General features: G+C 65.9%; 17 protein-coding genes and 1 riboswitch. Of the genes, 14 read left to right on the top strand and 3 right to left on the bottom strand.

The features are described from left to right. Positions 1-114: 114 nt before the first annotated feature. A riboswitch (glycine riboswitch) is annotated at positions 115-213 on the top strand. Positions 214-417: 204 nt separating this feature from the next. From gcvP to AC07YR_RS18160, 5 genes are all read left to right on the top strand, one after another. Continuing rightward, complete coding sequence (gene gcvP, locus AC07YR_RS18180; RefSeq protein ID WP_494734750.1) at positions 418-3,276, top strand: aminomethyl-transferring glycine dehydrogenase; 2,859 nt, start codon at positions 418-420, stop codon at positions 3,274-3,276. 11 nt (positions 3,277-3,287) lie between these two features. Continuing rightward, a complete protein-coding gene (gene gcvT, locus AC07YR_RS18175) occupies positions 3,288-4,448 on the top strand; it encodes a glycine cleavage system aminomethyltransferase GcvT (RefSeq protein WP_494734749.1) in 1,161 nt (386 codons plus the stop codon). A gap of 282 nt (positions 4,449-4,730) precedes the next feature. After that, positions 4,731-5,114, top strand: a complete 384-nt coding sequence (gcvH, locus tag AC07YR_RS18170) for a glycine cleavage system protein GcvH (protein ID WP_028271334.1) — start codon at positions 4,731-4,733, stop codon at positions 5,112-5,114. After that, entirely contained in the window at positions 5,111-6,442 is a 1,332-nt protein-coding gene (glyA, locus tag AC07YR_RS18165; RefSeq protein WP_436056726.1) for a serine hydroxymethyltransferase, read from the top strand. Before gcvH ends, glyA begins: the two co-directional genes overlap by 4 nt. Positions 6,443-6,601: 159 nt before the next feature. Continuing rightward, entirely contained in the window at positions 6,602-8,014 is a 1,413-nt protein-coding gene (locus tag AC07YR_RS18160; protein WP_494734748.1) for an L-serine ammonia-lyase, read from the top strand. A gap of 32 nt (positions 8,015-8,046) precedes the next feature. On the opposite strand, the gene AC07YR_RS18155 is transcribed toward AC07YR_RS18160, so the two are convergent. Further along, complete coding sequence (locus AC07YR_RS18155; protein ID WP_494734747.1) at positions 8,047-8,604, bottom strand: TspO/MBR family protein; 558 nt, start codon at positions 8,602-8,604, stop codon at positions 8,047-8,049. A 77-nt stretch (positions 8,605-8,681) separates the two neighbouring features. Between AC07YR_RS18155 and AC07YR_RS18150 the strand changes: the two genes are divergently transcribed. From AC07YR_RS18150 to AC07YR_RS18140, 3 genes are all read left to right on the top strand, one after another. Then, complete coding sequence (locus AC07YR_RS18150; RefSeq protein ID WP_494734746.1) at positions 8,682-9,503, top strand: DNA/RNA non-specific endonuclease; 822 nt, start codon at positions 8,682-8,684, stop codon at positions 9,501-9,503. 119 nt (positions 9,504-9,622) lie between these two features. After that, a complete protein-coding gene (locus AC07YR_RS18145; RefSeq protein ID WP_494734745.1) occupies positions 9,623-10,696 on the top strand; it encodes a lipid II:glycine glycyltransferase FemX in 1,074 nt (357 codons plus the stop codon). Positions 10,697-10,724: 28 nt separating this feature from the next. Beyond that, positions 10,725-12,221 carry a threonine/serine exporter family protein gene (locus AC07YR_RS18140; protein ID WP_055797576.1) on the top strand — a complete coding sequence of 499 codons (1,497 nt, stop codon included), beginning with the start codon at positions 10,725-10,727 and terminating at the stop codon, positions 12,219-12,221. Between the two features lie 15 nt (positions 12,222-12,236). Here the strand turns inward: AC07YR_RS18140 and AC07YR_RS18135 are convergent, their stop codons facing one another. Continuing rightward, entirely contained in the window at positions 12,237-13,076 is an 840-nt protein-coding gene (locus AC07YR_RS18135) for a siderophore-interacting protein (protein WP_055797580.1), read from the bottom strand. Positions 13,077-13,091: 15 nt separating this feature from the next. Further along, positions 13,092-13,859 (bottom strand): uracil-DNA glycosylase, encoded by a 768-nt coding sequence (locus AC07YR_RS18130; RefSeq protein WP_494734744.1) that lies wholly within the window; start codon positions 13,857-13,859, stop codon positions 13,092-13,094. A 316-nt stretch (positions 13,860-14,175) separates the two neighbouring features. Between AC07YR_RS18130 and AC07YR_RS18125 the strand changes: the two genes are divergently transcribed. The 6 genes from AC07YR_RS18125 (at position 14,176) to AC07YR_RS18100 (ending at position 19,861) form a co-directional block, all read left to right on the top strand. Further along, positions 14,176-14,448, top strand: a complete 273-nt coding sequence (locus tag AC07YR_RS18125; protein WP_436059252.1) for a DUF3263 domain-containing protein — start codon at positions 14,176-14,178, stop codon at positions 14,446-14,448. 47 nt (positions 14,449-14,495) lie between these two features. Further along, the gene (locus AC07YR_RS18120; protein ID WP_494734743.1) at positions 14,496-15,146 is read left to right on the top strand and encodes a LytR C-terminal domain-containing protein; all 651 of its coding nucleotides are present in this window, start codon (positions 14,496-14,498) and stop codon (positions 15,144-15,146) included. Positions 15,147-15,311: 165 nt separating this feature from the next. Next, positions 15,312-15,515 carry a cold-shock protein gene (locus AC07YR_RS18115; RefSeq protein ID WP_156037126.1) on the top strand — a complete coding sequence of 68 codons (204 nt, stop codon included), beginning with the start codon at positions 15,312-15,314 and terminating at the stop codon, positions 15,513-15,515. Then, a complete protein-coding gene (locus tag AC07YR_RS18110; protein WP_494734742.1) occupies positions 15,515-16,810 on the top strand; it encodes an ABC transporter substrate-binding protein in 1,296 nt (431 codons plus the stop codon). Before AC07YR_RS18115 ends, AC07YR_RS18110 begins: the two co-directional genes overlap by 1 nt. Positions 16,811-17,103: 293 nt before the next feature. Beyond that, on the top strand, positions 17,104-18,732 hold the full coding sequence (gene groL, locus AC07YR_RS18105) for a chaperonin GroEL (RefSeq protein ID WP_028271321.1): 1,629 nt from the start codon (positions 17,104-17,106) through the stop codon (positions 18,730-18,732). Between the two features lie 154 nt (positions 18,733-18,886). Further along, complete coding sequence (locus tag AC07YR_RS18100; RefSeq protein ID WP_494734741.1) at positions 18,887-19,861, top strand: RNase H family protein; 975 nt, start codon at positions 18,887-18,889, stop codon at positions 19,859-19,861. The last annotated feature ends 10 nt before the right edge of the window (positions 19,862-19,871 follow it).

Raw genomic sequence — 19,871 nt, 5'->3', positions numbered from 1 at the left:
GTCGCAACCGGAGCCGTAACGCGGCGTCGGGCTGGGGGGCGGAGTTTGCAGACTGGACTTGCACGTAGGACAATTGCAGCTGTGACTGTTGTCACCGCTAACTAAATATGCCTTTGATCTGCGGCGGGAGAGTTCTGCAAGTAGGTACAAGCAGGCGCCGTAGGAGCAAATCCTCCCCAGGAATCTCTCAGGCCCATGTACCGCCGCGGCAAGGCAACTCTGGAAAGCAGCAGGCTGTCCGTTTGTGCCCCAACCCAGTTGGAGGCAACAACGCCGGACACGCCCTGCTCACCGACGGTGCAAGCGGAGCTGTGCGAAAGCACGGCAACGCGGAAACTCTCAGGTCCAATACAGAGCGGGGAGGAACCCGGACCACTGCGGCGTACCCTGCGCCGCCATTAGTAATGGAGTTCCTTCGTGACGGTTAGTTCAGCCTCCACCACCTTCGTCGATCGGCACATTGGCGCCCGCCGCCAGGCCGACATCGACACCATGCTCAAGTCTGTCGGCTACGACACCGTCGACTCACTGGTAGACACCGCGGTTCCCAACGACATCCGCCAGGACGTCGCCCTCCGCCTTCAGGACGCCCTCAGTGAGGTTGAAGTCCTCGGCGAGCTGCGCAAGCTGGCTGCCAAGAACAAGACGGCCGTGCAGATGATCGGCCAGGGCTACTACGACACCGTGACCCCGCCGGTGATCCGCCGCAACGTCCTGGAATCCCCGGCCTGGTACACCGCCTACACCCCGTACCAGCCGGAAATCTCCCAGGGCCGCCTCGAGGCGCTCCTGAACTTCCAGACCATGGTTCAGGACCTCGTGGGACTGCCCATCGCGAACGCCTCCCTGCTGGACGAAGCCACCGCTGTTGCCGAAGCCGTGCTGATGATGCGCCGCGCCAACAAGAACAAGACCGCCCACGACGGTAAGACCGTCCTCGACGCCGATGTCCTGCCCCAGACCATCGCCATCGTCAAGGGCCGCGCCGAGGCACTCGGCTTCGAGGTTGAGGTTGCGGACCTGTCCCAGGGCCTGCCCGACGGCGACATCAACGGCATCGTGCTGCAGCAGCCGGGCGTTTCCGGCCGGGTGTTCGACCACTCCGCCGTCATCGCCGCCGCCAAGGAACGCGGGGCCCTGGTCACCGTTGCGGCCGACCTGCTCTCGCTGACGCTGATCACGCCTCCGGGCGAGCAGGGCGCGGACATCGCCGTCGGCTCCACGCAGCGACTCGGCGTCCCGCTGTTCTTCGGTGGCCCGCACGCTGCCTACATGGCGGTCCAAAAGGGTCTCGAACGCTCCATGCCCGGCCGCCTGGTGGGCGTGTCCAAGGACAACGCCGGCACCCCGGCATACCGCCTGGCCCTGCAGACCCGCGAGCAGCACATCCGCCGCGAAAAGGCCACGTCCAATATCTGCACCGCGCAGGCACTGCTGGCCATCGTCTCCTCGATGTACGCCGTCTACCACGGCCCCGACGGCCTGAAAGCCATCGCCGAGGCAGTCCACAACAGCGCCCGCACCCTGGCAGCGTCCCTGCAGGGTGCCGGCCTCGAGGTCCTGCACGGCAGCTTCTTCGACACCGTCACCGTCCGCGTCCCGGGCAAGGCCGTTGAAATCGTTGCCGCGGCGGAGGCCAAGGGCATCAACCTGCGCGGCATCGACGCCGACACGGTGGGCATCTCTACTGACGAAACCACGACGCCGGAAATCGTCGCCGCCGTTGCCGCCGTCTTCGGCGCCGAGGTTGCCGGCACCGACGCCGACGCAGGCTTCGCCCTCGAGCCCGCCGTCGAACGTTCCTCGGACTACCTGCAGCACCCGGTCTTCAACACCCACCGCTCCGAAACCCAACTGCTTCGCTACATCCGCAAGCTTTCGGACCGCGACCTCGCACTGGACCGCACCATGATCCCGCTGGGTTCCTGCACCATGAAGCTGAACGCCACCGCCGAGATGGAAGCCATTTCCTGGCCGGAGTTCGCCTCCATCCACCCGTTCGCCCCGGATTCCCAGACCGAGGGCTGGCGTGAACTGATCGAGGGCCTGGAAGCGGACCTCGCCGAGATCACCGGCTACGACCAGGTCTCCATTCAGCCGAACGCCGGCTCGCAGGGCGAACTCGCGGGCCTGCTCGCGATCCGCGGTTACCACCTGTCACGGGGCGATGACCAGCGCAACGTCTGCCTGATCCCGGCGTCGGCGCACGGCACCAACGCCGCGTCGGCCGTCCTGGCCGGCATGAAGGTTGTTGTCGTGGCCACCGCTGCAGACGGCACGATCGACCACGCCGACTTCCAGGCGAAGATCGAAACCCACAAGGACGTCCTGTCCGCGATCATGATCACCTACCCGTCCACCCACGGCGTATACGACGCCGACGTGCGCGAAATCTGCGACTCGGTGCACGCGGCCGGCGGCCAGGTCTACGTTGACGGCGCCAACCTGAACGCGCTGGTGGGCCTGGCCCAGCCTGGCAAGTTCGGCGGCGACGTGTCCCACCTGAACCTGCACAAGACCTTCTGCATCCCGCACGGCGGCGGCGGCCCCGGCGTCGGCCCGGTGGCAGCCAAGGCACACCTGGCGCCGTTCATGCCGGGCGATGCCAACAAGGCCGCACACGAAGCCGGCCACGGAGTTGCGATCTCCGCTTCGCGCTTCGGCTCTGCCGGTGTGTTGCCCATTTCCTGGGCCTACGTGAAGCTCATGGGTGGCTCCGGCCTGACCGAGGCCACCAAGTCCGCGCTGCTGGCGGCGAACTACATCGCCTCCCGCCTGAACGAGTTCTTCCCGGTGCTGTACACCGGCGAAGGCGGACTCGTGGCGCACGAGTGCATCCTGGACCTGCGCGCCCTGACGGCCAAGACCGGCGTCACCGCGGAAGACGTGGCCAAGCGCCTCATCGACTTCGGCTTCCACGCCCCCACACTGGCGTTCCCGGTTGCCGGCACGCTCATGGTGGAGCCCACCGAGTCCGAGGACCTGGTGGAGATCGACCGCTTCATCGACGCGATGATCACCATCCGCCAGGAAATCGACCAAGTGGCCAACGGAGACTTCACCGTGGAGAACTCCCCGCTGCGCAACGCACCGCACACCGCGGCCGCCGTCGTCTCCTCCGACTGGAACCGCGAGTACCCGCGCGAGCAGGCCGCCTTCCCGATCCACCACCTCAAGCAGGACAAGTACTTCCCGCCGGTAGGCCGGATCGACGGCGCCGCCGGTGACCGTAACCTGATCTGCTCCTGCCCTCCCATCGAAGACTTCGAAAACTAAGGATTCCCCCGATGACTGAGAATTACACCGCGCTCTACGAGGAGCACAAGAAACTGGGCGCGTCCTTCACCGATTTCGGTGGCTGGCAGATGCCCCTGAAGTACTCCTCCGAACTGGCCGAGCACCACGCCGTCCGCAACGCCGCCGGCCTGTTCGACCTCTCCCACATGGGCGAAGTCTGGGTGACCGGCCCGGACGCCGCAGCGTTCCTGGACTACGCCCTGGTCGGAAAGATCTCCGCCATGTCCGTGGGCAAGGCCAAGTACTCGCTGATCTGCCAGGAGGACGGCGGCATCATCGACGACCTGATCACGTACCGGCGTCCTGCAGTTGCGGATGCCGCAGGAAACAGCACGGACAAGTTCCTGGTAGTGCCCAACGCCGGCAACGCCGTGGTGGTTGCCGCAGCACTCGCCGAACGGGCAGCGAACTTCGACGTCGTCGTCCAGGACGCCTCCGCGGCGACCTCGCTGATCGCCGTCCAGGGGCCCAAGGCCGAAGCCATCCTGCTCCGCCTGGTCCCGGCGGCACAGCACGACCTGGTCACCGGCCTGAAGTACTACGCCGCCGTGGAAGTTCCCTTCCTGGTGGCCGGCAGCAGCAAGGACCTCCTGCTGGCGCGCACCGGGTACACCGGTGAAGACGGCTTCGAGATCTTCGTGGACAACGACGACGCAGCCGCCCTGTGGCAGGCCATCGAAGCCGTCGCCGAGGAAGGCGAGCTGGTTCCCGCCGGACTGGCATGCCGCGACTCGCTGCGCCTGGAAGCCGGCATGCCGCTCTACGGCAACGAGCTCTCCCGCGAAGGCAACCCCTACGCAGCAGGCCTCGGCCCGGTTGTTTCGCTCGCCAAGGAAAGCGACTTCGTGGGCCGTGCGGCACTGGAAGCACTCAAGGCCGGCGGTGCCGGCTCCACGAGCGGGCGCAAGCTCGTGGGGCTTAAGGGTCTTGGCCGGCGTGCCGGCCGCGGCCACTACCCGGTCCTCAAGGACGGCAACGTGGTTGGCGAAGTGACCTCAGGCCAGCCGAGCCCCACCCTTGGTTACCCTGTAGCGCTTGCCTATGTCGACGTCGAGCACTCCGAGGTGGGCACCGCCCTGGACATCGACCTCCGCGGCAAGGCAGAGCCTTTCGAAGTCGTCGCACTGCCTTTCTACAAGCGCCAAAAGTAGCCCATAGGCTGGCCCCGTCGGGGCCTGCCCGGCTCTGTTTGGCCCCGTCGGGGCTGACATCCTCCGCGTGCTCGGTCGCGTAGACGCCCGCTGGGCGGACGTGACGCTCCCTTAGACGCACGCTTCCGGATGCCAGCCCCGAAGGGGGCCGGCAACCGTCGTGCCCCCAGGCGGCAAGCTCGATCATTGGGGGTTGAGCTTGTCGAGACCCGGCAGCACGCGGAGGAATTCGGTCACCCGCCTCCCCACCAGACCACAAAAGTAACGAGATTAAGGAACACCATGGCAAAAGTAGCCGCTGAACTGCAGTACTCCGACGAACACGAGTGGGTTGCCCGCGAGGCCGGCAACCTTGTGTCCATCGGCATTTCCGCCGTGGCCACGGACGCCCTCGGCGACATCGTGTACGTAGACCTGCCCGAGGTCGGCTCCACCGTGACCGCAGGGGAGACCTGCGGCGAGGTCGAGTCCACCAAGTCCGTCTCGGACCTGTACTCCCCGGTCACCGGCGAGGTCACGGAAACCAACTCCGCCGTCGTCGACGACCCCGCGCTGATCAACAGCGACCCGTACGGTGCCGGCTGGCTCTTCAAGGTCGCCGCCGACTCCGACGGCCCGCTGCTTTCCGCAGAGGAATACGCTGCCAAGAACGGCGGCGAACTGTGAGCGGCGCAACCGCGGGCGCAGGCACTGTCGCGTTCGAGCAGGTAGTTTCCCCGTCCCTGGACGCGGACCTGTCCTCGCTGGACCCGGAGATCGCGGCGAAGATCGACGACGAGCTGGGCCGCCAGCGTACCGGCCTGGAAATGATCGCCTCGGAGAACCACACCGCCAAGGCCGTCATGCAGGCGCAGGGCTCCGTGCTCACCAACAAGTACGCCGAGGGCTACCCGGGCAAGCGCTACTACGGCGGCTGCGAGCACGTTGACGTCGTCGAGCAGCTGGCCATCGACCGGGTGAAGGCCCTGTTCGGTGCCGAGTACGCGAACGTGCAGCCGCACTCCGGTGCGCAGGCCAACGCCTCGGTGATGCATGCGCTGATCAAGCCGGGCGACACCATCATGGGCCTGAACCTGGCACACGGCGGGCACCTGACCCACGGCATGCGGATCAACTTCTCCGGCCGCCTGTACAACGTCATCCCGTACCAGGTCCGCGAAGAGGACCACCGGATCGACATGGCCGAGGTGGAGCGCCTGGCGCAGGAGCACAAGCCGCAGCTGATCGTCGCGGGCTGGTCCGCCTACGCCCGGCAGCTGGACTTTGCCGAGTTCCGCCGGATCGCCGACTCCGTGGGCGCCTACCTGATGGTGGACATGGCGCACTTCGCCGGGCTCGTTGCCGCCGGACTGCACCCGTCACCGGTACCGCACGCGCACGTCACCACGTCCACCACGCACAAGACCCTCGCCGGTCCGCGCGGCGGCATCATCCTCTCCAACGACGCCGACATCGCCAAGAAGATCAACTCGGCAGTGTTCCCCGGCCAGCAGGGCGGCCCGCTGGAGCACGTCATTGCCGGCAAGGCCGTGGCGTTCAAGATCGCAGCGTCCCCGGAGTTCAAGGAACGCCAGGAGCGCGTCCTTGCCGGTGCCCGGATCCTGGCTGACCGCCTGGTCCAGCCGGACGTCACCGCCAAGGGGATTAACGTGATCTCCGGCGGCACCGACGTGCACCTGGTCCTCGTGGACCTGCGCAACTGCGAACTCGACGGCCAGCAGGCAGAGGACCGCCTCGCGGAAATCGACATCACCGTCAACCGCAACGCCGTGCCGTTCGATCCGAGGCCGCCGATGGTCACCTCGGGACTGCGCATCGGCACCCCGGCCCTCGCGACCCGTGGCTTCGGCGAAGCAGCATTCGCCGAGGTGGCGGACATCATCGCGGAGGCCCTCATCGCCGACGCCGGCGCGGACCTTTCCGGTCTGCGCTCACGGGTGGAGGCCCTCGCCGCCGCCCACCCGCTCTACCCCTCGGTTGCGAACCTCGCCTAGAGGCCGTATTACAGAAGTAGAGATCACGACGCCGGGCGGCCGCCATAAGCTGCCGCCCGTCGTCGTGTATCCGGCAGCGCGCCGCCGACCGGTTGGTGCGCGGCCTTCCGGCAGGACCATCTGCCGGACCACTGTTAGACCTAGTTAGGAACCCCGGCCATGGCTGTTGGTGTCTTTGATCTTTTTTCCATCGGGATTGGGCCGTCGAGTTCGCATACGGTGGGTCCGATGCGTGCTGCGGCGGTGTTCGCGGAGGAGTTGCGGGCGTCCGGCGACCTTGAGAGGGTGGCGGGGTTGCGGGTGGATCTGTATGGGTCGCTCGCGGCGACTGGTCACGGTCATGGGACGATGACGGCGATCCTGCTGGGGTTGGAGGGTTTTCATCCGGAGAAGATCCTGCCGGCGGAGGTGGAGGAGCGGCTGGCTGCGATCGCGGAGTCCGGGAAGCTGCAGCTGGCCGGGTCGGTGCAGCTCCCGTATGGGGTGAAGGACATGGTGTTGCGGCCGTTGACGGTCCTGCCGCGGCACACGAACGGGATGACGTTTACGGTCACGGACGGCGCCGGTGAGGTGCTGCGTGCGGCGACGTTTTTCTCGGTGGGCGGCGGTTTCATTGTCCGTGAGGGCGGGGAGGACGCGGCGCAGCAGGAGCTGGAGGAGTCCAGGAAGGAACTGCCGTTGCCGTTCCGTACTGCGGCGGAGCTGCTGGGCCGGTGCCAGTCCAAGGGCTTGTCGATCGGGGAGATCATGTTCGTGAATGAACGCGCGTCCCGGTCGGAGGAGGAGATCCGGGCGGGCCTGCTGCACATTTATGCGGTGATGGAGGAGTGCGTGGCGGTGTCGTTGAAGCGTGAGGGTTTGTTGCCGGGCGGGTTGAAGGTCCGCCGCCGGGCCCCGGACTGGCATGAGCGGTTGCTGAAGGAGACCCGGGATCATGATCCGGAGTACCGGGATCCGAAGTACTGGCAGGAGTGGGTGAACCTGATCGCGCTGGCGGTGAACGAGGAGAACGCCTCGGGCGGGAGGGTGGTGACGGCGCCGACGAACGGGGCGGCCGGGATCATCCCGGCGGTGCTGTATTACGCGCTGCATTTCGCGCCGGGCATGGATCGGGCCACGCAGGCGGACCGGGATGATGTGGTGGTGAAGTTCCTGCTGGCCGCGGCCGCGGTCGGGGTGCTGTACAAGGAGCAGGCCTCGATTTCCGGTGCGGAGGTGGGCTGCCAGGGCGAGGTGGGTTCGGCGTCCTCGATGGCCGCTGCGGGCCTGGCTGAGGTGATGGGCGGTACCCCGGCGCAGGTGGAGAACGCGGCGGAGATCGCGATGGAGCACAACCTGGGGCTGACGTGTGATCCGATCGGCGGTTTGGTGCAGATCCCGTGCATTGAGCGGAACGCGATCGCGGCCGCGAAGGCGATCAACGCCGCGAAGATGGCGCTCTGGGGCGACGGGACGCACCGGGTGTCCCTGGACGAGGTCATCGTGACCATGCGCGAGACCGGCCGGGACATGTCCTCCAAATACAAGGAAACCGCGATGGGCGGCCTCGCCGTCAACGTCGTCGAATGCTGAAGCCGTAGTCCGGTGGGCAAACCTGTCGAGAGCTAGTTGTGCAGGGCCGCCCACCAGTTAAGGCTCGTGGCGAAAACCAGCCAGGAGATATAAGGCAACAGCAGTAAGCCTGCGGTCCTGCTGATGGGGCCGAAGTACAGGACCGTCACTGTTACAGCGATGACCAGGGCGATGATGATGGCGAGCCCCAGCCAGAGCGCCGCTGTACCCACCACCGGATAGAGGCCGAAGAACACCGGCGTCCACGACAGATTGAGCCCCAGCTGGATTCCGTAAGCCGCCAGGGCGGGTCCGGTGCGCTGACCGTGGCGCCGCCAGACAAGCCATGCGGCAACGGCCATGGCGGTGTAGAGCAGCGTCCAGACGGGGCCGAACACCCAGTTGGGCGGTGACCACGGGGCCTTGTCAGCTGTGGCATACCAGCTCTCCACGTTGTTCAGGGTGGCAAAGGCGCCCAACCAGGCGACCAGGGCGGAAGCCCCAAGGAAGACGGCCAGCCCCAGCAGTTGCGCACGGTTACTGGGGCGCCCGGCTCCGGCTGCCGGCCCGCCGCCGGGCCTTCGTGTGGGCTGTTCGTAAGGTGCCTGCATGCTCCAACCCTTGCCAGTACGGCATTCCTAGTCAAGCTGGTCTGTTCACCCGTAGGGAGCAGTGCCACTATGGAGCTATGACTGGGGGATATGACCGGGACTTTTTGCGGGCACGCCTTGAGCTGCCCAGTCCGCCGGCAGCAACGGTTTTGCTTGACTACATTCACTTTTCCGTCCGGCTGCGCCCGTCACGGAAGCTGGCCGCCGTCGTCGGCGTGAACATCCACGGACGCGAGCTGGTCCCGCTGGCCCGCGAAGGAACCTGGCATTTCGATCCCAGGGTCCCGAAGGAACAGCAGGCGGGTCCGGACGTCTACAAGAACAACGCCTTCGACCGGGGGCATCTGGTCCGGCGGCTGGATCCGGTGTGGGGCGATCCGGCAACGGCCAAGGCCGCCAACCAGGACACTTTCGCCTTCACCAATGCCGCGCCCCAGGTTGATGACTTCAACCAGGGCAAGGAACTCTGGGTGGGGCTGGAGAACCACGTCCTTGACCACGCGGACCTCAACGACGCCAAGCTCAGCGTGTTCACCGGGCCTGTCCTGGCAGACGACGACCTGCCGTACAGGGGCGTCCAGATACCGCGGAAGTTCTGGAAGGTCGCAGCCTGGACCACGGACGCAAAGCTCGCGGCGGCGGGATTCGTGCTGGACCAGTCCCCGCTGCTGGGGAAGGTGGACCTCAAGAAGGCCATCCGTGAACGTCTCCTTGCCGATGAACCGCCGCCGCTGGGCCCGTTCCGGACCTTCCAGGTCCCGATTGCCCAAATCGCTGAATTGACCGGACTGAGCCTGTCCCGGCTGGAAAATGCGGACCGGCTGGTCAAAAGCCAACGCTCCCTGGGCAAGGAACCCCTGGCCGTGCGTCTCGAGTCCCTGGAACAGATCCGGCTCTGAGCGCGGATGCCGCGACGCGGTGACCGGTCAGCGTCCTCCTAGGGAGGGCCGATAGACTTGTGGCTTGCATGCCCGGCATGCGACCGAAGCACAGACCGCAAAGATTGGACACCGCGCACTTGCGAGAATTTACTGCCCGCTTTGCCTCCGCCGAGGAGGTCGCCAACTGGGACAAGCACGTCACTGCGAACCCGAACGGCGGAAACCTGCTTCAGTCCGAGGCTTTCGCCGAGGTCAAACAGCACTTTGGCTGGAAGCCCCTCCACCTCGTCTACGAAACCGCGGACTACACGAGCTACAACCTGGTGCTGGAGAAGTCCTTCCCGGTCCTGGGCAAGCTCTGGTACCTCATTAAGGGACCGGACGTCGCAGCAGTCGAGGATATCCCGGGCATCGCCGCCGCGAACGCCGAATTCGTGAAACGCGCAAAGCTGGGCGTCTTTGCCATCAAGATCGAGCCGGACATCATCCTTTCCGAGGACGCAAAGCGGGTGATTGAGGGCGCAGGACTGGTCAAGACGCACAACCTGCAGCCCAACGACTCCACCGCTCTGCTGGACATCGCACCGGAGGAAAACCAACTGCTGCGGAACCTGCACTCCAGGGGACGCAACGCTGTCCGCAGGGCGATCCGCGAGGGAGTGGAAGTCCGCAACGTGGAGCCCACGGAGGAGAACTTCCGGGCCATGTACGCGCTGATGACCACCACGGTGGAAGCGAAGTCGCAGGTCAGGGTCCGCGAGTATGAGTATTACCGGCAGTTCTGGACCAACTTCATCAGCCGCGGCCAGGGCCGGCTCCTGTTCGTCTACGAGGACGGGGTGCCCTCGGTGGGCGCCTTTGTGATCAACTACGGACGCAAAGGGACGTACAAGGACGGCGGCTCACTCCAGAAGCGCAGCCAGTACGGCGACTCCCACCTGGTGCAGTGGACCGCCATCAACCAGGTCAAGGAACTCGGCTGCACCGAGTACGACTTCTGCGGCACCCCGCCGAGCGACAAACTCAAGGACACCTCCAACCCGTTCCACGGACTGGGGTTGTTCAAGACCAGTTTCAGCAAAACGGTCACCGACTTCGTGGGCTGCTATGACCAGGTCCTCAGCCCGCTGAAGTACAAGGCCTGGATGGCCGCCGGCGAACGCGTGGCGCGCCAGCTGTACACCAGGCGAACCGGCCAGCAGTTCTACTAAGCCTTGTGAAGCCCCAGAGGAGGCCGCAATGACCAAAGCACCCGACGGTCGCCGCAGGCCGCCCACGGCGGCGCTGCCCCCGACCCAACCACTCACCGCATCCCAGGTGCGGCAGAACGCTGCCGCCAAGCGCATGCTGCGCAGGCTGGTGCAGGGCGAAAATCCGCCCACCGCGCCCATGAGCATCGTGGACAGGCTCGCGGGAAGTCCCTATGCCAACCCCATGATCCAGGTGGGGGGAGTGGACACCTCCGCCCGCAAGACCATTGACTTCGCGCTCCACCTGGCCGAGTCAATGTTCCGGTACGGCGCCGGCGCCCTGGAAGTGGAAACCAGCATCATTGCCATCACTGCTGCCCTGGGCCTGAAGCATATCGAAGTGGACATCACTAACCAGTCGGTGGCCATCAACTACGCACCCAAGGACCAGACCCCCATTTCGTTGCTCCGGGTGGTGCGGTCGTGGACCAACAACTACGCGGGCCTGGCCCAGGTGCACCAGCTGGTCACGGACATCGTGGCCGGCGGCGTCGGCCGTGATGAGGCAGTCCGCCGGCTGGATGAAATCATCCGAAGCTCCAAGCCGTTTCCGCGCTGGATGGTCACCGTTGCCTTCGCGGTGTTCGCCGCGGTTTTCGTCGGTGTGCTGGGCGGCGGCCCGGGCGCTTCGGCCGTGGCGTTCGGCTCGAACATCCTGGTGAGCCTGCTCGCCCGGCAGTTGGGCCGCTGGCGGGTTCCGGACTTCTTCACCACGGCGTCATGCGCTTTCCTGGTCACGTTCATCGCCCTGCTGCTGTGGCGGTTCGGCAGTCCAGTGGGAATCCAGATCGCGCCCGCGATCGTGGTGGTAGGCGGAATCCTGCTGCTCTTGCCCACCGGCCGCCTCGTTTCGTCCGTACAGGACGCCATCAACGGCTTCCCGGTGACGGCGGCGGGCCGGTTCCTGTCCACCATGCTGACCTTCGGCGCGCTGGTGTCCGGCATCTCCGTCGCTTTCGTGCTGGGCACGAAGATGGGTATGGAGGAAATCGACGTCACGGAAACATTCCCGCCGGCGTATCCGTTGTGGGCGCTCATCATCCTGGTGGCAGTAGCTGTTGTGGCCATTGGCATCACGGAACAGACCGCCTGGAAGCTGCTGCTGCCCACCGCGGCGGTGGGCGTTGTTGGCCATCTCGTGCTGCTCGGCGCCGACCTGATCGGCATGGGGGCCAGGTTTTCCCCGGCCGTGGCCGCGGTGGTCATCGGCCTCCTGGCCAGGGTGGTCGCCTTGAAGATGGGTGCGCCACAGCTGGTGGTGGCCGTCCCAGCGGCCCTCATCCTTTTGCCTGGCCTGACTATATTCCGGTCCATGTATGTTTTGACCATTGAAGAGTCGCAGATTCTGATGGGCGCAGGGGGGATGCTGAACGCCGGGGCGATCGTGCTGGGAGTGGCCGCCGGAATCGTCCTCGGCGACACCTTGGCCCGCCCGCTCACGCGGAGCCTGGCCAGTAACGAACGCCGCCGAGCCCGGCGCCGCTAACCGGGGAAGGCTTCCCTAGATCTGGCCGATCGGGAGCTTTTTCTCGGCCTGGAAGTCGTCCTCCACGCGTCCCGTGGCCCAGTAGCCCGAAAGCGATACCTGCGCCCGTTCGAGGCCGCGCTCACGGAAGAAGACTTCGCGAAGGGACTTCATGTTGCCCCGCTCACCGTGGGCGAAGACCTGCACCCTGCCTTCCGGCCACTCGGCATCGCGCACAGCGCTGACCAGGAGCCCGCTGCCGCCGGCAGGCGTGCCGTTGCGCGGCAGCCACTGGATCTGCAGGCCGGCCGGGGCGGTGATGGGCTGCATCTCTGCGTCGCTGTCCACTTCCAGGAACGCGAGTCCGCGCGCCTCAGGCGGAAGCGACTCAATCGCGGCGGCGATGGCCGGAAGGGCCGCCTCGTCGCCGGCGAAAAGGTGCCAGTCGGCCGCCGGGTCCGGGTTGTAGCCGCCCCCCGGCCCGGTGAGTACCAGGCTGTCGCCGGGCCGGGCATTGGCCGCCCAGGGGCCGGCCAGGCCTTCGTCACCGTGAATCACGAAGTCGATGGCCAGTTCACGGGCTGCCACGTCCACCCAGCGGACGGTGTAGGTCCGCGTGTGCGGCCATTGTTCGCGGGGCATCGACTCACGGATGGCCCACAGGTCAAGGGGGATCGGGTACTCAACGCCGGGCTGCGGGAAGGCGATCTTCACGTAACGGTCTACGTAATCGTTGTTCACATAGCTGGAAAAGCCTTCGCCGCCGGCCACGATCCGCACCATGTGCGGCGAGAGTTCCTCGCGCCGGAGGACCGTAAGGTTCGTCTGGGGGCGCGATTTTCGGCTGGCTGACGTGGCGGCAGGGAGGGAAGTCATGGAAGTAAGCCTAGGCTAAGAGACCGGCGGGAGCTCCCAGTCGACGGGCTCCGATCCCTGCGAACGGAGCAGCTCGTTGGCCTTGCTGAACGGGCGGGACCCAAAGAATCCGCGCGCGGCCGACAACGGGCTGGGATGGGCGCTGGCAAGCACGGGAGCATCCCCAAGCAAGGGGCGGACGCCCTCGGCATCCTTGCCCCACAGCACAGCCACGAGGGGCGCCCGGCTGCCATCAGCAGCGCGGCGCCCGGCGACGGCGGCGATTGCCGCCGTCGTAATCGGTTCCCAGCCTTTACCCCGGTGGGACCCGGCCGCTCCGGCACGGACTGTCAGGACACGGTTCAGGAGAAGGACGCCCTGGTCCGCCCAGCGCGTGAGGTCCCCGTGGACGCGGGCGGGAAGGCCGAGGTCGGATTCCAGTTCCTTATAGATGTTCGCAAGACTCCGCGGAATGGGCCGGGTGTGCCCCTCCACTGCGAAGGACAAACCGATGGGGTGGCCGGGGGTCGGGTACGGATCCTGACCCACGATGAGGACCTTGACGCCCGCCAGCGGCTGTTGGAAGGCGCGCAGCACGTTCGACGGCGACGGCAGCACCTGGTGCCCGTCGGCCACTTCAGTAGCGAGGTACTCCAGGACGCTGCGCAACCCGGCCTCGACCGGCGCCAGCGCTGCCGCCCAGTCCGCGGCCATCAGGCGGTCCAGCGGCAACTGCGCCATCTCAGCGAAACCCAAAGCCTCCACGGCAGGCTCCAGCTCGAACAAAGCTTCAGAATCAAACACGAGTCCATTCTCGCAGTGCTGCCCGGAGCAGAGGCGGCGGACGACACTCACCCAGGATCCCGGCGGCAGATTTTCTGTAGGCTCCGTTGTTGCGTGAGGAACGAGCGCAGGAGCCGGGAAAATCAGTCGCCGGAGTCAAAGGCCCCGCCTCCGCGCCGCCACGTCACACTGCGTAAATGACAGGCGTGTTATTCGCCCGTACCATGGAAAAAGACTTTGACCGGATCAAGTGAAGGAGTTTGCCGTGGCCGAACCCGTGCACGACGACGTCTCACTTGCGGCCGCCGGCAGCCCAGGCGCGGCAGCGAACGGCTTCGTGCCCGCTCCGCAGCAGGGCTCACGGCTGAGCGAGCGGGACCAGCAGATGCTGGCCCTCGAGCGGCAGTGGTGGAAGTACGCAGGGGCCAAGGAGCAGGCCATTCGTGAGCTGTTCGACCTCTCGGCCACGCACTACTACCAGATCCTCAACACGCTGATTGATACCGAGGACGCCCTGGCCCACGACCCCATGCTCGTGAAGAGATTGCGTAGACTACGTACGTCACGCCAACGGGCGCGCACGGCGCGCCGTTTGGGCTCTGACGCATAACAGTCGGGGCTGGGCAATCAGCAAACCACCAAGGACATCGTTTTACCATGACCAAATACGCTCGGGATGAATTCGACAGGGTCCCGGAGGCCTCTTCACGACAGGGTGTCCACCGGGTCGCCTCCGATGCTCCCCGGCGCCGTCTGGGACCCATCCTGGCCGTCGGCGTTGTGGCGCTCGCCATCGGCCTGGTTGCCTTCCTGTTCCTGCCCAAGCTGGGATTCGTTCCCACCGGCACCCCGCTGCTGGCGGCAGGGTCCGCCTTGGAGAGCCCCTCGGCTTCCCCTTCCACCGAGGCGTCGCAAACCTCCCAATCCCCGAGCGCCGAGCCTAGCGCGGAGCCAAGCGCGACCCCCTCCGCCAGCGAGTCGCTCGCGAACAGCGGCACTTCCTCCGCAGTGCCCTCCGCCGACGCGCAGGCTGTTGACAAGACCCAGGCCGTGGCCGTCTACAACGGGACCACCACAGCCGGGCTGGCCGGCCGCGTCAGCGCCACCGTGGCCGGGGACGGGTGGGCTTTGGGACCGGTTGGTAACTGGGGCGGAATGCCCCAGAAGTCGTCTGTGATCTACTACAGCGGGGCTGAGCAAAAAGCGAACGCCGAGGCGCTCGGCGAGCTTCTGAACATCACCACACTGGTGGACTCCGCCGAGTTCCAGATGCCGCTGGTCGTGGTCCTCGGACCCGGTTTCCAGTAAGGAATTTCGGTTACGCCTGAATAACTATTAGGGGCTCGCAGGACGGGGTCCTGCCCCCGGCAAACGGCTATGGCTAAAGTGATTCCGGGCGCCGCGTTTGGATGCGGACCGTACCGATGGCGCACAGTGACGTGGGCCGAACAGAAGCAACCGAAAGTGGGCACCATGGCATTGGGAACCGTCAAATGGTTCAACGCCGAAAAAGGCTACGGCTTCATCACCGTTGACGACTCCGGAGACGATGTCTTCGTCCACTGGTCGGCCATCGAGGGTGAGGGCTACCGCGCCCTGGATGAAGGGCAGCGGGTGCAGTTCGAAGTCGGCGAAGGCGAGAAGGGTCCCCAGGCAGAGAACGTCCGGCCGGCCTGATGCTGCCCGCGGCAGTGCATGGCCCAGGCATTCCTCCCCGCTCCGGTCGGGCGCGGCCGCGGCTGGTTTCGGCGGCGGTCCTTGCCGCAGCAACGGCGTTCGCCTTGGCCGGCTGCTCCGGCCAGAGCGGCAACGTACGGGTTGATACGGTCGACGCCAATGGCGACGGCACACTGCGCATAGGCCTGATCCTGGACAACACCGGAAAACAGTCCTTCCTGAACTCCTCCCAGCTGGCCGCCGCAAAACTTGCGGTCCAGGAGATTAACGCCGCAGGGGGCCACAAGGGGCGGCCGGTGGAACTGCTTCCCGAAAAAATCAGTGAGGACACCTCCTCGCAGGCCAAGGAACTCGTGGCGGCCAAGGCGGACGTGGTCATCGGTCCCACTGACTCGAGCCGCGCCCCGGGGGCAATCGATGTCCTGTCGCGGGCCAAAGTGGCCATTATCTCGCCGGCGAACGCCGCGCACGGGCTCACGCGGTACAGGAGTGGCGGATACTACTTCCGCACTTCGGCAGCCGACGTGGCCCAGGCGCCAGTGCTGGTCAAGCTGGCCAAGGACAGCGGCGCCCGGACAATAGCGGTCCTTCACGAGGACGGCCTTTACGGCAAGGACGTCTCCGTGGCCGTCGCCGCCGCAGCGAAGGCAGCAGGCATCGGCACGGTGGCGGAGGCGGGATTCACGGCCGGCCAGGCACAGCAGGCGGCCGCAGCCGCCAAGGCCGCCGGCCCGGACGCCGTCATCCTCGTGGCCCGCGCCGGCGCCCAGGGCGCAATAGCGGAACTCAACAACGCGGGTCTCGCGGGCAACAAACTGATCCTCAGTGACGGCGCCATCAACCAGTACGGCTCCGCCCTGGGGTCAAAGGCTCTTGATGGTGCCCGCGGAATTCTGCCGGGAGTCTTCCCCTCGGCGCACTTCCAGGGGGAACTTGTGGCGGTTGATCCCGGCCTCAAGGACATGACGTTCGCCGCGGAAACCTACGACGCCGTCAACCTGGCCGCCATCGCGGCTGCCGCGGCGCAGGACGACGCCGGCTCCTCCATCGCTGCCAAGCTGATTGCGGTCTCCGGGCAGCAGGACGCGGGCACGGTTGAACCGTGCAGGAGCTACAAAGAATGTGCCGACGCACTCAAGGCCGGTAAGCCTGCGGATTACGACGGCGAATCCGGGCGGATCGGCTTCGATGCCACCGGGGACGTCACCAGCGCCAACTACATGGTGTTCACCTACGCCGCAGATAACAGGGCCCGGATGAGCGGAAGCGAAACCGCCGCCCGTGCCGGCGGCTGATCGCTCCTAGCGTAGCGGGGGCTGCAGCAGGGCCTTTCTGCGCAATACCTGCTTGCACTCTCCCCGGGGGAGTGCTAATTATTGACTTAGCACTCCCACGGACTGACTGCTAATTCGACGCCCGGTTCCGGCCGGCCGCGGACAGCGGGAAGGACAAGGAGCGAAAGAAATACCTTGCTGGGGTGAGATCCCATCCGCGCGGCATACAGAGGCCGCCGGTGAAGGGTCGTCCGTCGCGGGCACCGCAGTGAAGGTTCATTCTTAACGACTGTCCCGAAAGGACTACTGCCGTTATGGCCAAGATCATTGCATTTGATGAAGAGGCACGCCGCGGTCTTGAGCGGGGCCTGAATATCCTCGCCGACGCCGTCAAGGTCACCCTCGGCCCGCGTGGACGCAACGTCGTCCTCGAAAAGAAGTGGGGCGCCCCCACGATCACCAACGATGGTGTTTCCATCGCCAAGGAGATCGAGCTGGACGATCCTTACGAAAAAATCGGCGCCGAGCTGGTCAAGGAAGTTGCCAAGAAGACGGATGACGTCGCTGGCGACGGCACCACCACGGCCACCGTGCTCGCACAGGCCCTGGTCAAGGAAGGCCTGCGCAACGTCGCGGCCGGCGCTGACCCGCTGTCCCTGAAGCGCGGCATCGAGAAGGCTGTTGAAGCCGTCACCACCGAGCTGCTCGCTTCCGCCAAGGAAATCGAAACCAAGGAAGAGATCGCCGCCACGGCTTCCATCTCTGCAGGTGACGACGAAATCGGCGCGCTGATCGCTGAAGCACTGGACAAGGTCGGCAAGGAAGGTGTTATCACCGTCGAGGAGTCCAACACCTTCGGCCTCGAGCTTGAGCTCACCGAAGGCATGCGCTTCGACAAGGGCTACATCTCCGCTTACTTCGTCACCGACGCTGAGCGCCAGGAAACGGTCCTCGAGGATCCGTACATCCTGATCGTCAACTCCAAGATCTCCAACGTCAAGGAACTGGTTGCTGTCCTCGAAAAGGTCATGCAGTCTTCCAAGCCGCTGCTGATCATTGCCGAAGACATCGAGGGCGAGGCCCTGGCCACCCTGATCGTCAACAAGATCCGTGGCACCTTCAAGTCCGTAGCCGTCAAGGCTCCGGGTTTCGGCGACCGCCGCAAGGCGCAGCTCGCGGACATCGCCATCCTCACCGGTGGCCAGGTCATCTCCGAGGAAGTCGGCCTCAAGCTTGAGACCGCCGGCCTCGAACTCCTGGGCAAGGCACGCAAGGTTGTTGTCACCAAGGACGAGACCACCATCGTCGAAGGTGCCGGCGACGCCGACCAGATCGCCGGCCGCGTTTCCCAGATCCGCGCCGAGATCGAGAACTCCGATTCGGACTACGACCGCGAGAAGCTGCAGGAACGCCTGGCCAAGCTGGCCGGCGGCGTTGCAGTCATCAAGGCCGGTGCCGCGACCGAAGTTGAGCTCAAGGAACGCAAGCACCGCATTGAGGACGCTGTCCGCAACGCGAAGGCTGCCGTTGAAGAAGGCATCGTTGCCGGTGGTGGCGTTGCCCTCATCCAGGCCGGCGCCAAGGCATTCGCCAACCTGCAGCTCGAAGGCGACGAAGCAACGGGCGCCAACATCGTCCGCGTTGCCATCGACGCACCGTTGAAGCAGATCGCCTTCAACGCCGGCCTGGAGCCGGGCGTTGTTGTCGACAAGGTCCGCGGCCTGCCCGCCGGTCACGGCCTGAACGCCGCAACCGGACAGTACGTTGACCTGCTGGCTGCCGGCATCAACGACCCCGTCAAGGTAACGCGCTCTGCCCTGCAGAACGCTGCTTCCATCGCGGGCCTCTTCCTCACCACCGAGGCCGTTGTGGCCGACAAGCCGGAGAAGAACGCTCCGGCCATGGGTGGCGGCGACGAGATGGGCGGCATGGGCGGTTTCTAACCTGCCCAACCGCGCCTAGCGCACCTGAGTGCGGCCCCCTCATGTCGAGGGGGCCGCACTTTTGCGTTCGGAGGAACATTGGCGAAGGCCCCGCCCGCCGTGGCGGTGAATCGCCGGAAACCACAATGTCTGGCGGGTCTGGCAGGATAGTGCGGTGACGATTACTGCAGCAGCCGACGGTTCGGCTTTAGGAAACCCCGGTCCGGCCGGATGGGCCTGGTACGTGAACGATGACTGCTGGCGTGCCGGCGGCTGGCCGCACGGCACGAATAACCAGGGCGAGCTGATGGCCGTGCTGGATCTTTTCCGTTGCACCGCGCACCTCCCCGAGGAGGAGCTGCATATTCTTTGCGACAGCCAGTACGTCATCAACTCGGTCACCAAGTGGATGCCCGGCTGGAAGCGCAAGGGCTGGCGGAAGGCTGACGGCAAGCCGGTCCTGAACGTGGAGATCCTGCGGGAAATCGACCAGGCGCTGAACGGACGCAAGTACCGCTTTGAATGGGTCCGCGGCCACGCCGGGCACGATCTCAACGAGGCCGCCGACGATCGCGCGCGGGCTGCGGCAACCTCCTATCAGCAGGGCATCGCAGTGCGGTCGGGGCCGGGGTTTGTCCGCGCCGGTCTTGGCAGCGAAGGAGGCGCCTCCACGCAGGCCGCGCCCAGGGTGCCGCAGCGACAGGAATCCCTCACCCGGGCCGGAAGCCGCAATCAGCAGGAGCTTTTCACCGAGCCGGACCTTTTCAGTGAGCTGGAGTCGGATCCGTTCGCGCAGCCCGGGCCGGAAGCAGCTCCCGAAGCCGTCGTCGAGGCACTGGAGCGGGAACTGCTCAGCCCCGACACGCGTGCCGACATCGGGCGGACCGGGGTGCTGCTGCATCCGGAGTTTACGGAAATCGGCAGCTCAGGCCGGTTCTGGACACGGGATGCCATGATGATGGCTCTCGAGGAGAGCCCTGGCGCTGCTGCTGACCTTGAGATCATCGGCGCTGACCGGGTAGGACCCCAGGCGGTCCTTCTGACCTACCGAAGCAAGGACCGGGCGGGATCGTCGCTTCGCAGTTCGCTCTGGGTCCTGGACGGCACCCAGTGGCGCCTGCGCTTCCACCAGGGAACCCCGGAGGCCTAACCCGGATCAG

The organism is Arthrobacter sp. GW460-12-1-14-TSB2 (assembly GCF_059423525.1).
This window is presented reverse-complemented; position numbering and strand designations above follow the sequence as displayed.

What these genes read in the sequence shown, in the direction of transcription:
- gcvT (WP_494734749.1), top strand. Translation starts at nt 3,288, where the DNA reads ATGACTGAGAATTACACCGCGCTCTACGAGGAGCACAAGAAACTGGGC.
- gcvH (WP_028271334.1), top strand. Translation starts at nt 4,731, where the DNA reads ATGGCAAAAGTAGCCGCTGAACTGCAGTACTCCGACGAACACGAGTGG.
- AC07YR_RS18160 (WP_494734748.1), top strand. Translation starts at nt 6,602, where the DNA reads ATGGCTGTTGGTGTCTTTGATCTTTTTTCCATCGGGATTGGGCCGTCG.
- AC07YR_RS18155 (WP_494734747.1), bottom strand. Translation starts at nt 8,604, where the DNA reads ATGCAGGCACCTTACGAACAGCCCACACGAAGGCCCGGCGGCGGGCCG.
- AC07YR_RS18150 (WP_494734746.1), top strand. Translation starts at nt 8,682, where the DNA reads ATGACTGGGGGATATGACCGGGACTTTTTGCGGGCACGCCTTGAGCTG.
- AC07YR_RS18140 (WP_055797576.1), top strand. Translation starts at nt 10,725, where the DNA reads ATGACCAAAGCACCCGACGGTCGCCGCAGGCCGCCCACGGCGGCGCTG.
- AC07YR_RS18135 (WP_055797580.1), bottom strand. Translation starts at nt 13,076, where the DNA reads ATGACTTCCCTCCCTGCCGCCACGTCAGCCAGCCGAAAATCGCGCCCC.
- AC07YR_RS18120 (WP_494734743.1), top strand. Translation starts at nt 14,496, where the DNA reads ATGACCAAATACGCTCGGGATGAATTCGACAGGGTCCCGGAGGCCTCT.
- AC07YR_RS18115 (WP_156037126.1), top strand. Translation starts at nt 15,312, where the DNA reads ATGGCATTGGGAACCGTCAAATGGTTCAACGCCGAAAAAGGCTACGGC.
- AC07YR_RS18110 (WP_494734742.1), top strand. Translation starts at nt 15,515, where the DNA reads ATGCTGCCCGCGGCAGTGCATGGCCCAGGCATTCCTCCCCGCTCCGGT.
- groL (WP_028271321.1), top strand. Translation starts at nt 17,104, where the DNA reads ATGGCCAAGATCATTGCATTTGATGAAGAGGCACGCCGCGGTCTTGAG.